The sequence below is a fragment of the Microbacterium sp. MEJ108Y genome, assembly GCF_000834175.1.
In the GTDB taxonomy this organism is placed as follows: Bacteria; Actinomycetota; Actinomycetes; order Actinomycetales; family Microbacteriaceae; genus Microbacterium; species Microbacterium forte.
Genome location: NZ_JXQX01000008.1, coordinates 14,513 through 27,807, shown reverse-complemented (window position 1 = coordinate 27,807; position 13,295 = coordinate 14,513). Strand labels below are relative to the sequence as shown.

Genomic DNA, 13,295 nt, shown 5'->3' with positions numbered 1-13,295 from the left:
TCACTGAGTCGGTTCCTGCCTGCTCGTCAACTGCGGTACCCACCGTCGCTCCAATCCGTCGCTCACGCGATCTACATCGTCTTGTGTGCCGAAGATCTCGAGCCGATACAAGTGAGGCACGTTGCACTTGCGGCTGATGATGTCACCGGCGAGACAGAAGGAGTCGCCGAAGTTGGTGTTGCCCGCGGAGATGACTCCGCGGATGTGATTCCGGTTGCGCTCGTCGTTGAGGAACCGGATGACCTGCTTGGGCACCGCGCCTCGTTCGACGCCGCGCCCCTCACCCCCGCCGTAGGTGGGGGTGACCAGCACGAAGGGCTCGTCGACGACGAGATCTTCCTGCTGCCGGAGAAGGGGAATGCGTCGGGCCGGGAGCCCGAGCTTCTCGACGAAGCGCGCGGTGTTACCCGAGGCGCTCGAGAAGTAGACCAGGAGCGGCGCGGCGGTCGCGACGGCGCTCATGGCGGATCACGCCAGACGCGAGGCGAGCTCGTCGATCTTGTCGGGACGGAAGCCCGACCAGTGGCCCTCGTCGGTGACGACGACCGGCGCCTGCATGTAGCCCAGCGCCTTGACCTGCTCGAGTGCGGTCGCGTCTTCCGACAGGTCGAGGATTTCGTACTCGATGCCCTTGGCGTCGAGCGCGCGGTAGGTGGCGTTGCACTGAACGCAGGACGGCTTTGTGTAGACCGTGATCGACATCTTTTCGCTTCCCCTCAAATCTCTGGCCTGCATCTGTATCAGGCTGTTTTCCGGTAGACCCTCACCGGGATCTCAATACTACATATAGGTACGGACATTCAGGGTGACCACTAGGGGTAGTAGTTACATACGTGTAGTTTTCCACCGCTCTCCACTGTTACAACACAGGTTCTCCACCGTTTCTTCCACAGGCTCGGGCACCTCGGGAGCAGCTCCGAACCGCGAGAAATCGCGGCTGGGAACGACCTGTGAGAGATCCATCCACAGGTCGGACCGTACGCCTCACCTCTGACATCGGATTTTCTGTGGAAACTCGGTTTGGGCGTGTCGCGGCGTGTCGCGGAGGAGCCGCTTCGACCGGCGTCCGCACCTCCCGGTAGCGTTGACCCGTGGCGGGATATCGTGACCTTCTTCGCACGCCCGGAGTGGCGCGCATGATCGCTGCACAGCTGACCGCTCGCTTCCCCAACGGGATGACCTCGCTCGCGATCCTGCTGCACGTCGAACAACAGACCGGCTCATACGGCTCGGCGGGCCTGGTGCTCGCCGCGACCAGCGTCGGGCAGGCCGTCGCCGGCCCGATCACGAGTCGATGGATGGGCGCCTGGGGCATGCGCCGCGTGCTCGCCCTCACGCTCAGCGTGTGCGTGGTCGCCGTGCTGGGCTTGGCGCTGCTCCCCCTGAACGTCCCCGGATACATGGCGCTCGGCATGATCGCCGGCCTCTCGACGCCGCCGGTGCAGGCCGCCGTGCGCACCATCTATCCGAAGCTCGTGAACTCGACACAGCTCACCCCGCTCTTCTCTCTCGACGCCTCGCTGCAGGAGATCATCTGGGTGCTCGCCCCCGTCGTGATCACGCTCGTGTCGACGCAGATCGGCACGGCCGTGGGGCTGCTGCTCGTGGCGGTCGTGCTGGTCGGCGGCGGAGCGTGGTTCATCCTCTCTCCCGAGGTCGGCCGCGTGCGCATCCCGCGAAGTCGCAGCGCCCTCGGCAAGGTCGTGCTCAAACCGCCGGTGCTGCTCGCCACCATCATCGGATTCCTGCTCATCGGCGCGTGCTCCGCGGTCGAGGTCGGTGTCGTCGCGACGTTCGAGCACGGCAGCCTGGCGGCCGGCCTCGTGCTCGCGGTGTTCGCCGTGGGCAGCCTCGCCGGAGGCCTCTCGTTCGGACACATCCCCATCGGGCCCTGGGCGATGGCCCGCCGCCTCACCATCGTCACGGTCGGCCTCGCACTCACCATGTTCTCCCTCAACGAGTTCTGGCTCGGCGGCACCCTGATCGTCGCCGGCATCGGCGTCGCGCCGGCTCTCGCCGTGCTGTTCGCCATCACGACCGCGAGCGTCAAGTTCAGCGAGACCGCCGAGGCCTTCGGCTGGGCCGGCACCGGTCAGCTGATCGGCGCCGCGGCCGGCTCTGCCGTCGCGGGCTTCCTCGTCGATGCGACTGATCCGCGCGGCGCCTACCTCGCGGCGACGCTCTTCGCCACAGCCGGACTCGTCGTCTCGATCGTCTTCGTCCGCTCCTTCCCCGATCTGCGTCATCGCGATGCGAGTCCCCACCCCGATACCGAACCTCTGGCGGTCACCCCTTCATGAGCTCTGCGTCCTCCCCCGCATCCATCGCCCCCGAGGTGGTCTGCATCGGCGAGTCCATGGGACTCGTCACCGCTCTGGGCGCACCGCTCGCCGAGACCGAGACGGCGGCACTGGGGCTCGCCGGGGCAGAGGGCAACGTCGCCGTCGGACTCGTCTCGGCAGGGCATCGGGCCGCCTGGGCCTCGCGCCTGGGCGACGACCCGATCGGCGTGCGCATCTCGACCGAGCTCGCGCGCCGCGGCGTCGACCTCTGGGTGACGACGGATGCGGACGCGCCCACCGGCGTCATGTTCAAGGATCCGGGCACCGAGTCGTCGTCCGTCTACTACTACCGACGCGGATCGGCGGCGTCGCTGATGGCGCCCGGGTTCCTCGACGCCCCGCAGCTCGCCGGCGTCCGCATCGTGCACACGACCGGCATCACCCCGGCGCTCTCCCCCTCCTGCCGCGCGATGGTCGATCAGCTGTTCGTCGACGCGCGCACAGCCGGCGCGCTCGTCTCGTTCGACGTGAACGATCGCAGGGCGCTGTGGACGATGCAGGATGCGGCCGAGACGCTGACCCGGCTCGCGGATGCCGCGGACATCGCCTTCGTCGGTCGAGATGAGGCCGAGCGCGTCTGGGGCACCGCCACCGCCGTCGAGATCCGCGCACACCTTCCGAACTGCGGGCTGCTCATCGTGAAGGACGGCGACGTCGGCGCGACCGCGTTCCTCGGCGACGACGAGCCGGTGTTCGTGCCCGCGCCGCGGGTCGAGATCGTCGAGCCGGTCGGCGCCGGCGATGCCTTCGCGGCCGGGTTCCTCGCCGCGACGCTCGACGGCGCAGAGCTCGCCGAGCGACTCTCTGCCGGACACACCGCAGCCGCGCGGGTGCTGACCACGCACGGCGACCTGCCACCGCTGCCCTGAACTCCGCACGCCTCCCCCCTAGGACCCGGTCGTAGGCTTGCTGCATGCCCGCACCGCTCACGCTGCCCCGCATCTCCTGGGGTGATCCGGCCTCCAATCGCCGAGTGCTCCTCGTGCACGGCCTCGGCTCCTCCGCTGCTCTCATGTGGCGGGTGGGCACCGCCCTCGCCGACGCCGGATGGCATGCGACCGCCGTCGACCTGCGCGGTCACGGCGACGCCCCGAGGGCCCTCGACTACTCGGTCGCCGCCTACGCGGCAGATCTCGTCGCGACCGAGCCCGACGGCGGTGGAGCGTGGGATGCCGTGGTCGGCCACTCTCTCGGCGGCGCCGCCGGCACGGCGGCCGCAGCATCCGCTCCGGAGTGGACCCGCCGCCTGGTGCTGCTCGACCCGGCGATCCTCGTCGACGGCCGCGATGCCGCGATCGTGCGTCGCAGCCAGGAGCGTGCCTTCGCCGACAACAGGGTGGAGCTGGTGCAGCAGGAGCATCCGCACTGGCATCCGCAGGACTGGGAGCTCAAGGTCGATGCCGTGCACCGAGCGAGTGCGTGGGCGGTCGAGCAGACGAGTGCGCAGAACACCCCGTGGGATGTCACGGCGGATGCCGCGCGGTTGACCGTCCCCACCCATGTGATCGCCTCTGATCCGGCGGTCTACAGCATCTTCACCGGCGATGTCGCAGCCTCCGTTCTCGCCTCGAACCCTCTCGTCACGATGTCGGTCGTCGAGGGATCCGGGCATTCGCTGCACCGCGACAAGCCCGAAGAGACCGTCCGACAGCTGAGAGAGGCCCTCGCGTGAGCACGTTCGACCCGACCGCGTATCTTCCCGACGACCTGCTCGAGCGCATCCGCGAGCGGGCTCCCGTCCACGACCGCGAGAACACGTTCCCCGAACAGGACCTCGCCGAGCTGCGCGACGCCGGCTACCTGTCGATCCTCGTCCCCGCCGACCGCGGAGGCGCGGGTCTCGGACTCGCCGAGGCCGCGATCCTCCAGCAGCGCCTCGCGACCGCCGCCCCGGCCACGGCGCTCGCGATCAACATGCACCTCGTCTGGACCGGGGTCGCCAAGGTCTTCTCCGACCGCGGCGTGCCCGGCCTCGAGTTCGTGCAGGACGGCGCGGTCGCCGGCGACGTCTTCGCCTTCGGCATCAGCGAGGGCGGCAACGACCTGGTGCTGTTCGGCAGCGACACCGAGGCCGCACCCACCGCCGACGGCGGCTACGCATTCACCGGCACCAAGATCTTCACCTCTCTCGCGCCCGTGTGGACGAAGCTCGGGCTGCACGGCCTCGACACGACGAGCGCCGACGCCCCGAAGCTCGTCTTCGCGTTCGTCGACCGCACCGATGCGGTCGTGACGGGCGACGACTGGGACACTCTCGGCATGCGGGGCACGCAGAGCCGCACTACCCGACTCGACGGAGCCACGGCGGATGCGGCGCACGTGGTGCGCCGCATCGATCCTGGTCCGAACCCCGACCCGATCGTCTTCGGGATCTTCTCGGTCTTCGAGATCCTCCTCGCCTCGGTCTACACGGGCATCGCGCGCCGTGCGCTCGACCTGGCCGTGCTCACCGCGCAGAAGCGCCGCTCGAAGAAGACAGGTGCCGCGTACAGCCAGGATCCCGACATCCGCTGGCGCATCGCCGACATGGGCCTCGCGTACGACGCCCTTCCGCCGCAGATCGCCGTCCTCGCGCGCGATGTCGACGAGAAGGTCGACAACGGCGCCCGGTGGTTCACGCTGCTCTCGGGGGTCAAGCACCGGGCGATCACGATGTCGAAGCACGTCGTCGACCAGGCGATGCTGGTCGCCGGCGGCGGCTCGTACTTCTCGTCGAACGAGCTGTCGCGGCTCTATCGTGACGTCCTGGCGGGGGCATTCCACCCCTCCGACCCCGAGTCTGCGCATTCCACCGCGGCGAGCGCCTGGCTGGGCCCGCTCGAGTCCTGACCGCGATATTCTGCGGTTTGCCCGCTGCAGCTCCGCCGATTCTGCGGAATCGGTTGAAGACAGCCCGCTGCGGTGCGAGGATCGCATCATGATGTCCTCGAAGAAGCATCCGCCACTGGACGGTGTGGCCAAGACGATCATCGAGCTGCTGCAGGAGGACGGCCGGCGCTCGTACTCCGACATCGGGCGTGAGGTCGGCCTGAGCGAGGCCGCCGTGCGCCAGCGCGTGCAGCGTCTCACCGAGTCCGGCGTGATGCAGATCGTCGCCGTGACCGATCCGATGCAGCTGGGCTTCCCTCGACAGGCGATGATCGGCATCCGCGTCTCGGGCGACACTCGCGTCGTCGCAGAGGCCATCGCCGAGATCGCCGCGATCGACTACGTGGTGATCACGGTCGGATCCTTCGACATCCTCGCCGAGGTCGTCTGCGAGGACGACGAAGACCTCCTCGCGCTGATCAACGACCACATCCGCCCGATCGACGGGGTGCTGTCGACCGAGACCTTCATCTACGCCAAGCTGCAGAAGCAGCTCTACAACTGGGGGACCAGATGAGCACGCAACGCACGACTCCGTCCGAGGCCGAACTCCAGGCCATGGCCAAAGACCACCTGTGGATGCACTTCACACGGCAGTCGACCATGGACAAGAGCGGCGTGCCGATCATCGTCAAGGGCGACGGCCACCGCATCTGGGACTCGAAGGGCAAGGACTACTTCGACGGCCTCTCGGGTCTCTTCGTCGTCAACGCCGGGCATGGACGCCGCCGCCTCGCCGAGGCCGCGGCGAAGCAGGCATCCGAACTGTCGTTCTTCCCGCTGTGGTCGTATGCGCACCCGGCGGCCATCGAGCTCGCCGATCGCCTGGCCGATGAGGCACCCGGCGATCTCAACCGCGTGTTCTTCTCGACAGGAGGCGGCGAGGCGGTCGAGACCGCGTTCAAGCTCGCGAAGCACTACTGGAAGCTGATGGGCAAGCCCACCAAGCACAAGGTCATCTCGCGCTCGGTCGCCTACCACGGCACCCCGCAGGGCGCCCTCGCGATCACCGGCATCCCCGCGATGAAGTCGATGTTCGAACCCGTCACGCCCGGTGGCTTCCGGGTGCCGAACACCAACTTCTACCGAGCGGCCGAGATGGGCGGCCCGAGCGACGACCTCGAGGCCTTCGGACGCTGGGCCGCCGACCGCATCGAGGAGATGATCCTGTTCGAGGGGGCAGACACCGTCGCCGCCGTCTTCCTCGAGCCGGTGCAGAACTCGGGCGGATGCTTCCCGCCCCCTCCCGGCTACTTCGCCAGGGTGCGCGAGATCTGCGACCGCCACGACGTGCTGCTCGTCTCGGATGAGGTCATCTGCGCGTTCGGCCGCCTCGGACACACCTTCGCCTGCACCGGCCTCGGCTATGTGCCCGACATGATCACCTGCGCCAAGGGCATGACGAGCGGCTACTCGCCGATCGGCGCCACCATCGTGAGCGACCGGATCTACGAGCCGTTCTCGAAGGGCGACGTGTCGTTCCCGCACGGCTACACGTTCGGCGGTCACCCCGTCTCGGCAGCCGTGGCGCTCGAGAACCTCGCGATCTTCGACGAGGAGGGGCTCAACCAGCGGGTGCGCGAGAACTCGCCCCTGTTCCGCGCCGAGCTCGAGAAGCTCCTCGACCTGCCCATCGTCGGCGACGTGCGCGGCGACGGCTACTTCTTCGGCATCGAGCTCGTGAAGGACAAGGCGACGCGCGAGACGTTCGACGACGACGAGTCCGAGCGGCTGCTGCGCGGCTTCCTGTCCCCCGCGCTGTTCGAGGCCGGGCTCTACTGCCGCGCCGATGACCGCGGCGACCCCGTGATCCAGCTCGCGCCGCCGCTCACGGTCGGACCGGCGGAGTTCCGTGAGATCGAGCAGATCCTGCGGAGCGTGCTCACCGACGCGCAGTCGGTTCTCTGACGCTCTCTTCAGGGGCTCCGGAGACGGCTCAGGCCGATGCCGCGGTGCGCCGCCTCGCGAGAAGTGCGAGGTGGAGCGCCGCGATCGTCTCGCCGTCGTCGAGGTCGGCGCCCAGGAGGTCGCCGATCAGCGTGATCCGCTGATAGAACACCGATCGCGACAGGTGGCTCGCCGCCGCGGCCGCCGAGCGGTTTCCCGGGTGCGCGACGAGAGCGGCGAGCACGTCGAGCAGATCGCCTCTGCGCTCCTGATCGTGACGGATCAGCGGCGCCAGCATCCGCTCGCTGTGCTCGTGCAGCCGGTGGTCGTCACGCAGAGTGGCGACGAGCCGCTCGAGCGGGCGGTCGTCGACGCGGCGCACCCTCGCCCCGGCCTCAGCCCTGTCGCTGTCGGCGAGGTCGCGCGCGGCGCGCAGAGAGCCGAGCAGACCGAGCACGTCGTCGGAGACCGGCCCCACGAAGACGGCGCGGTCGGGGCCGGCGATGCGCAGCAGCATCTCGTCGGACAGCACCGCGGATGCCGGCAGCGAGAGCAGCGCGACATCGTCGTCGTCGACGCGGGCGGCCACGACCGCGAAGCCTGCCTGCCGCGCCCGATAGGCGAGTTCGCTGATGGACGCCGAGCCGCGGGCGACGATCCCGTGACACTGGCGTTCGGCGAGCGCGAAGCCCCCTGCGCGCAGCCGAGCATCGATGTCGTCCGCCCTGGCGAACCGCGCACCGAGGAGGTCGTCGATGACGGCGCGCTGCGCCAGCAGCGACCATTCCGCGTCACCGCCGTCGGCGATGCAGCCGAACGCGAGCGCCGTCGCACCCTGTTCGAGCACGGTGACGCGGCCGGCGGGGTGTGCCGGGCCGGGCAGCGCGAGAAGCGTGCCCCAGCGCACTCCTCTCGCCTGCACGGGCACCTGCTCGGCACCCCCTCGACCGTCGAGCACCTCGGCGATCGGCATCCCGAGCCCTTCGGCCGCGATCACCTCGCGTGCCAGGTTCTCGAGCACCACCGGGGCGCCGAGGGCGCGGGCGGTCTCGGCCACCACGACGTCGGCCGGCGCCCCCTGCAGGCTCAGCGCGGTGAAGAGCTCGTGCAGATGCTGCCGCTCCCGCAGCGCGTGCGTCTGCGCGGCGATCAGGGCGTGGTGCACGGCCTCGGTCACGGCGACGAACTTCACCTCGCGGGTGAGGGCGACGAGCGCGAGGCCCACCGTCGCGCAGACATCCACGACCGGCTGCGGCACGGCATCGCGGGCTGTCCCGAGCTCGAAGACGATTCCGGCGATGCCCGCTCGATGCAGCCTCGACGCGAAGGCGCGCAGCTCTCCGTCGTCGAACGGCCACCCTGCACCCGTCGTCAGCAGCAGCTCTCCTCCGTCGAGCAGACGCGCGACGCCGACGCTGTCGGAGACGTGCACCCACCGCACCGCAGCATCCAACGCCGCACCCCCGACGAGCACGTCAGGCTCGCCCGCCTGCACGGCGGGGTCGGCCAGCACGTCGGCGACCGTGAGGTACACACTGTGCGCCGGACGGTCTGTCCGGATAACCCTGATGTCGCTACGTTCTGACGCCAAGATTGCCCTCCGTGCTCTGTGATCATGGGAGGAAGCCAGCGTATCGAACCCCGGTCAGAGTGTTCGATGCGGATCACGCACTGCGAGGGAGCCCCGTGGACATCGTCCGTCACATCATCAATGGAGCAGAGACCGCCGAGGCGGCGCGCACGGGTCAGGTCTTCGATCCCGCCACCGGACAGGTCTCGAAGCAGGTCGCCTTCGCCTCGACCGCGGAGGTCGACCGGGCGATCGCCGCCGCGGCATCCGCTCTTCCGGCGTGGCGCGAGACGAGCCTCATCAAGCGCGCCGACGTGTTCTTCCGGCTGCGCCAGCTGCTCAAGGAGCGCACGCCCGAGCTCGCCGCGATCGTCACGTCGGAGCACGGCAAGGTGCTCTCGGATGCCGCGGGCGAGGTCTCGCGCGGCATCGAGAACGTCGAGTTCGCCGCCGGACTCGTGCACCTGCTCAAGGGCGAGCGCAGCGAACAGGTCTCGCGTGGTGTCGACGTGCACTCGGTCAAGCAGCCCGTCGGCGTCGTCGCCGCGATCACGCCGTTCAACTTCCCGGTGATGGTGCCGCTGTGGATGGTGGCCTCGGCGATCGCGTGCGGCAACACGGTCGTGCTCAAGCCCAGCGAGAAGGACCCGTCCGCGTCGGTCTGGCTCGCCAAGCTCTTCCAGGAGGCGGGTCTTCCGGATGGAGTGCTCAATGTCGTGCACGGCGACAAGGAGGCGGTCGACTCGCTGCTCGAGTCGCCACGCGTGAACGCGATCAGCTTCGTCGGTTCGACGCCGATCGCGCGCTCGATCTACCAGCGCGCCTCGGCTGCGGGCAAGCGCGTCCAGGCGCTGGGCGGCGCGAAGAACCACATGGTCGTCATGCCGGATGCCGACATCGATGCCGCAGCCGACGCCGCCGTCTCGGCCGCCTACGGCTCGGCCGGCGAACGCTGCATGGCCGTCTCGGTGCTGGTCGCGGTCGGCGACATCGCCGATGACCTGGTCGCCGCGATCGCCTCGCGCATCGAGGGCCTCACGATCGGCGCCGGCACGGATGCCGCGAGCGAGATGGGCCCGCTCATCACCCGCGAGCACCGCGACCGCGTCGCCTCCTACGTGACGGGCGCCGCTGCAGAAGGAGCGACCGTCGTGGTCGACGGCACGACGAAGGAGTTCGACTCGGAGGGCTTCTTCATCGGCGTCAGCCTGATCGATCAGGTCGCCCCCGGCATGAAGGTGTACGACGACGAGATCTTCGGCCCGGTGCTCTCGGTGGTTCGCGTCGAGACCTACGCCGAGGCCGTCGAGCTCGTCAACGCGAACGCCTACGGCAACGGCACGGCGATCTTCACGCGCGACGGCGGCACCGCCCGCCAGTACGAGTTCGACATCGAGGTCGGCATGGTCGGCGTGAACGTGCCGATCCCCGTGCCGATCGGCGCCTACTCGTTCGGCGGTTGGAAGGACTCGCTGTTCGGCGACTCGCACATCTACGGCCCCGAGTCGGTGCACTTCTACACTCGGTCGAAGGTGGTCACCACCCGCTGGCCCGACCACACGCCCTCGCAGATCGACCTGGGCTTCCCGAGCAACCACTGAGCTCCGAGCAGACAGAGAACTGAGATACGAGACATGACGAACTTCACCGACCGCCATGGTGCATCCCACCCGCTGCCTGCCCCCGAGGCCGAGGCGCAGGTGCGCGCGGATGACCGCGGCCACGTGTTCCACTCGTGGAGCGCGCAGGGCCTGATCGATCCGCTCCCCGTCGCCGCGGGTGAGGGCTCGACGTTCTGGGATTACGCCGGCAACGCCTACCTCGACTTCTCGAGCCAGCTGGTGAACCTGAACCTCGGGCACCAGCATCCCGACCTCGTCGCGGCGATCCAGCAGCAGGCGGGGCGTCTCTCGACGATCCAGCCGGCGATGGCCAACGACGTGCGGGGCGAGCTCGCCCGACTCATCGTCGAGGTCGCACCCGAGGGCTTCGAGAAGGTGTTCTTCACGAACGGCGGCGCCGAGGCCAACGAGTACGCGGTGCGCATGGCTCGTCAGTCGACCGGTCGCCACAAGGTCCTCTCGATGTACCGCAGCTATCACGGCTCCACGTCGACCGCGATCTCGCTGACCGGCGACCCTCGCCGGTGGGCGAACGGCACTCCCGACTCCGGCGCCGTGCGCTTCTTCGGGCCCTACCTCTATCGCTCGCCGTTCCACGCCGAGACGCCGGAGCAGGAGTCCGAGCGCGCACTCGCCCACCTCGAGCAGACGATCCAGCTCGAGGGACCGCAGACCATCGCCGCGATCATCATCGAGACCGTCGTCGGCACCAACGGCGTGCTCGTGCCGCCGCCCGGGTACCTGCAGGGCGTGCGCGAGCTGTGCGATCGCTACGGCATCGTCTACATCGCCGATGAGGTCATGGTCGGCTTCGGACGGCTCGGCGAGTGGTTCGGCATCGATGCGTACGACGGCCGCCCCGACCTGATCACCTTCGCCAAGGGTGTGAACTCGGGCTACGTGCCGCTCGGCGGCGTCGTCATCTCCGAGCGCATCGCGCGCGCCTTCGACACCACGCCCTTCGCCGGCGGACTCACCTACTCGGGCCACCCGCTCGCCTGTGCCGCGGGCGTCGCGACGTTCGAGGTGTTCCGTCGCGACGGCATCCTCGAGCGCGTGCGCGATCTCGGCGAGCGCATCGTCGAGCCGACCCTGCGCCGCTGGGTCGACACCCACCCGAGCGTCGGAGAGGTGCGCGGCCGCGGCCTGTTCTGGGCCGTCGAACTGGTGCGCGACAAAGAGACGCGCGAGCCACTCGTGCCGTTCAACGCCAGCGGAGCGGATGCTGCGCCGGTCGCCGCCTTCGCCGCCGCCGCCAAGAAAGCCGGCGTCTGGCCGTTCACGCACTTCAACCGCATGCACGTGGCCCCGCCGCTCGTGATCAGCGAAGAAGACCTGGTGCGCGGTCTGACCGTGCTCGACGAGGCTCTCGCCGTCGCCGACGAAGCAGCCACGAGCTGACAGCGCCGTGAGCTGACAGTGCCGTGAGGTGCAGCCGCTGCTGCGCGGGTTCAGATCAGGAAGCCGCGCAGCAGCGCTTCAGAGCCCGCGAGGTGATCGCGCATCGCGGCTTCAGCGACATCCGGCCGCCCGGCCAGGATCGCGGTGACGATGCGTTCGTGCTGCTCGCCCGAGTGCTGGATGTTGCGCGGCATCAACGGGAACGTGTCGAGCCATGCGTTGACATCGGCCCTGTTCTCGGCGAGCAGAGCGACGAGCGAGGGGATGCCGGCGGCCTCGGCGATCGCGAGGTGCAGCAAAGTGTCGAGCCGACGATACTCCTCGGGCCCGGCGGGGAGAGCCGCCTCATGCCGCGCCCACAGGTCGGCGCGCGTCGCGGCATCCAGCGAACGACTCGCGGCCGCGCGCACCGCCCCGGTCTCGAGCACCCGCCTCAGGCCCAGCACGTCGTCGAGCTCGGCGGCGGTCACGGCCCCGGCATCCGACGGCTGGGGCAGCGGATCCGCGACGAACGTGCCGCCGTATCGACCGCGCTTCGGCACCAGGTACCCCGTGTCCGCGAGTTCGCGGATCGCGTCGCGCACGGTGTCGCGGCTCACTCCGAAGGATGCCGCGAGCTCGCGCTCGGGCGGCAGTGACTCCCCCGGCGCGACCACGCCGAGACGGATGGTCTGCACGAGGCGAGCGACCGCATCCTCGAGGGCGTTGCCTCGGCGCAGCGGCCGGTAGACCGCCCGGCGCACCTCGACGAGATCGCCGTCGGAGGGGTTCTCGCTCATGCTTCTCAGCCTGTCACAGCGACATGATCCCGCTTCACAGCGGGGTGACGTAGGCGTTGGTGATGCCGCCGTCGACGACGAAGGCGCTCGCGGTGATGAACGACGAATCGTCCGAGGCGAGGAAGGCAACAGCGGCGGCGAGCTCGGACGGCTCTGCGAAGCGTCCCATCGGCACATGCACGAGTCGGCGCTGAGCGCGCTCGGGGTCTTTTGCGAAGAGCTCCTGCAGCAGCGGGGTGTTGACCGGTCCCGGGCACAGGGCGTTCACGCGCACTCCCTGCCGGGCGAACTGCACGCCGAGCTCGCGCGACATCGCGAGCACGCCGCCCTTCGATGCGGTGTAGCTGATCTGCGAGGTGGCCGATCCCAGCAGCGCCACGAAGGAGGCCGTGTTGATGATCGAGCCTCGACCTGCCGGAACCATGTGGCGAAGCGCCGCGCGGCTGCACAGGTACACGCTCTTGAGGTTCACGTCCTGCACCCGATCCCAGGCCGGCAGTTCGGTCGTCTCGATCGAGTCGTCGTCCGCGGGCGAGATGCCGGCGTTGTTGAACGCGATGTCGATGCGCCCGAACTCGGCGGCGACCCCGTCGAAGAGCGTGTTGACCATGGCCTCGTCGGCCACGTCGACGATGCGGAACGCTCCGCCCACCTCGGCCGCTGCCGCTTCGCCCGTGGCGGGGTCGACGTCGGCGATGACGACGAACGCGCCCTCGGCGGCGAAGCGCTGGGCTGTGGCGAAGCCGATTCCGCTCGCGCCACCCGTGATGATGGCGACGCGGTCCTTGAGGCGCTGGGTCAGATCGATGCTCATGTGTGTTTCTCC

The 13,295-nt window shown here is 69.2% G+C and carries 13 protein-coding genes; 8 read left to right on the top strand and 5 right to left on the bottom strand.

The features are described from left to right. Positions 1 to 462: a class Ib ribonucleoside-diphosphate reductase assembly flavoprotein NrdI gene (gene nrdI, locus RU09_RS04230; RefSeq protein ID WP_042537840.1), complete on the bottom strand. Its 462-nt coding sequence runs from the start codon at positions 460 to 462 to the stop codon at positions 1 to 3. Between the two features lie 6 nt (positions 463 to 468). Continuing rightward, positions 469 to 702: a glutaredoxin-like protein NrdH gene (nrdH, locus tag RU09_RS04225; protein WP_042537838.1), complete on the bottom strand. Its 234-nt coding sequence runs from the start codon at positions 700 to 702 to the stop codon at positions 469 to 471. Positions 703 to 1,091: 389 nt separating this feature from the next. Between nrdH and RU09_RS04220 the strand changes: the two genes are divergently transcribed. The 6 genes from RU09_RS04220 to RU09_RS04195 all read left to right on the top strand — a co-directional run bounded on the left by RU09_RS04220 (position 1,092) and on the right by RU09_RS04195 (position 7,118). Beyond that, complete coding sequence (locus tag RU09_RS04220) at positions 1,092 to 2,300, top strand: MFS transporter (protein WP_197065952.1); 1,209 nt, start codon at positions 1,092 to 1,094, stop codon at positions 2,298 to 2,300. After that, the gene (locus RU09_RS04215) at positions 2,297 to 3,211 is read left to right on the top strand and encodes a sugar kinase (RefSeq protein ID WP_042537834.1); all 915 of its coding nucleotides are present in this window, start codon (positions 2,297 to 2,299) and stop codon (positions 3,209 to 3,211) included. The genes RU09_RS04220 and RU09_RS04215 overlap by 4 nt, the downstream gene beginning before the upstream one ends. A gap of 44 nt (positions 3,212 to 3,255) precedes the next feature. Continuing rightward, positions 3,256 to 4,014, top strand: a complete 759-nt coding sequence (locus tag RU09_RS04210) for an alpha/beta fold hydrolase (protein WP_042537832.1) — start codon at positions 3,256 to 3,258, stop codon at positions 4,012 to 4,014. Further along, positions 4,011 to 5,171 (top strand): acyl-CoA dehydrogenase family protein, encoded by a 1,161-nt coding sequence (locus RU09_RS04205; RefSeq protein WP_042537829.1) that lies wholly within the window; start codon positions 4,011 to 4,013, stop codon positions 5,169 to 5,171. Before RU09_RS04210 ends, RU09_RS04205 begins: the two co-directional genes overlap by 4 nt. Before the next feature lie 88 nt (positions 5,172 to 5,259). Beyond that, positions 5,260 to 5,727, top strand: coding sequence for an Lrp/AsnC family transcriptional regulator (locus RU09_RS04200; RefSeq protein WP_153302254.1), 468 nt, complete (start codon positions 5,260 to 5,262; stop codon positions 5,725 to 5,727). Continuing rightward, the gene (locus RU09_RS04195; RefSeq protein ID WP_042537827.1) at positions 5,724 to 7,118 is read left to right on the top strand and encodes an aspartate aminotransferase family protein; all 1,395 of its coding nucleotides are present in this window, start codon (positions 5,724 to 5,726) and stop codon (positions 7,116 to 7,118) included. Before RU09_RS04200 ends, RU09_RS04195 begins: the two co-directional genes overlap by 4 nt. A 28-nt stretch (positions 7,119 to 7,146) precedes the next feature. Here RU09_RS04195 and RU09_RS04190 read toward each other — a convergent pair whose 3' ends face one another. Beyond that, positions 7,147 to 8,631 (bottom strand): PucR family transcriptional regulator, encoded by a 1,485-nt coding sequence (locus RU09_RS04190; protein ID WP_052492854.1) that lies wholly within the window; start codon positions 8,629 to 8,631, stop codon positions 7,147 to 7,149. A 152-nt stretch (positions 8,632 to 8,783) separates the two neighbouring features. On the opposite strand from RU09_RS04190, the gene RU09_RS04185 reads away from it, so the two are divergent. Further along, positions 8,784 to 10,268 (top strand): CoA-acylating methylmalonate-semialdehyde dehydrogenase, encoded by a 1,485-nt coding sequence (locus tag RU09_RS04185; protein ID WP_042537895.1) that lies wholly within the window; start codon positions 8,784 to 8,786, stop codon positions 10,266 to 10,268. 33 nt (positions 10,269 to 10,301) lie between these two features. Continuing rightward, positions 10,302 to 11,690, top strand: a complete 1,389-nt coding sequence (locus tag RU09_RS04180; RefSeq protein ID WP_042537825.1) for an aspartate aminotransferase family protein — start codon at positions 10,302 to 10,304, stop codon at positions 11,688 to 11,690. Positions 11,691 to 11,740: 50 nt separating this feature from the next. On the opposite strand, the gene RU09_RS04175 is transcribed toward RU09_RS04180, so the two are convergent. Together RU09_RS04175 and RU09_RS04170 are read right to left on the bottom strand one after the other, a co-directional pair. Continuing rightward, positions 11,741 to 12,469 carry a FadR/GntR family transcriptional regulator gene (locus tag RU09_RS04175; RefSeq protein WP_042537823.1) on the bottom strand — a complete coding sequence of 243 codons (729 nt, stop codon included), beginning with the start codon at positions 12,467 to 12,469 and terminating at the stop codon, positions 11,741 to 11,743. A gap of 34 nt (positions 12,470 to 12,503) precedes the next feature. After that, positions 12,504 to 13,283, bottom strand: a complete 780-nt coding sequence (locus RU09_RS04170; protein ID WP_042537821.1) for a 3-oxoacyl-ACP reductase — start codon at positions 13,281 to 13,283, stop codon at positions 12,504 to 12,506. Positions 13,284 to 13,295 lie beyond the last annotated feature (12 nt).

Excerpts from the sequence above, each read along its gene's own strand:
- nrdI (WP_042537840.1), bottom strand. The coding sequence starts at position 462 with ATGAGCGCCGTCGCGACCGCCGCGCCGCTCCTGGTCTACTTCTCGAGC.
- nrdH (WP_042537838.1), bottom strand. The coding sequence starts at position 702 with ATGTCGATCACGGTCTACACAAAGCCGTCCTGCGTTCAGTGCAACGCC.
- RU09_RS04215 (WP_042537834.1), top strand. The coding sequence starts at position 2,297 with ATGAGCTCTGCGTCCTCCCCCGCATCCATCGCCCCCGAGGTGGTCTGC.
- RU09_RS04210 (WP_042537832.1), top strand. The coding sequence starts at position 3,256 with ATGCCCGCACCGCTCACGCTGCCCCGCATCTCCTGGGGTGATCCGGCC.
- RU09_RS04200 (WP_153302254.1), top strand. The coding sequence starts at position 5,260 with ATGATGTCCTCGAAGAAGCATCCGCCACTGGACGGTGTGGCCAAGACG.
- RU09_RS04195 (WP_042537827.1), top strand. The coding sequence starts at position 5,724 with ATGAGCACGCAACGCACGACTCCGTCCGAGGCCGAACTCCAGGCCATG.
- RU09_RS04180 (WP_042537825.1), top strand. The coding sequence starts at position 10,302 with ATGACGAACTTCACCGACCGCCATGGTGCATCCCACCCGCTGCCTGCC.
- RU09_RS04175 (WP_042537823.1), bottom strand. The coding sequence starts at position 12,469 with ATGAGCGAGAACCCCTCCGACGGCGATCTCGTCGAGGTGCGCCGGGCG.
- RU09_RS04170 (WP_042537821.1), bottom strand. The coding sequence starts at position 13,283 with ATGAGCATCGATCTGACCCAGCGCCTCAAGGACCGCGTCGCCATCATC.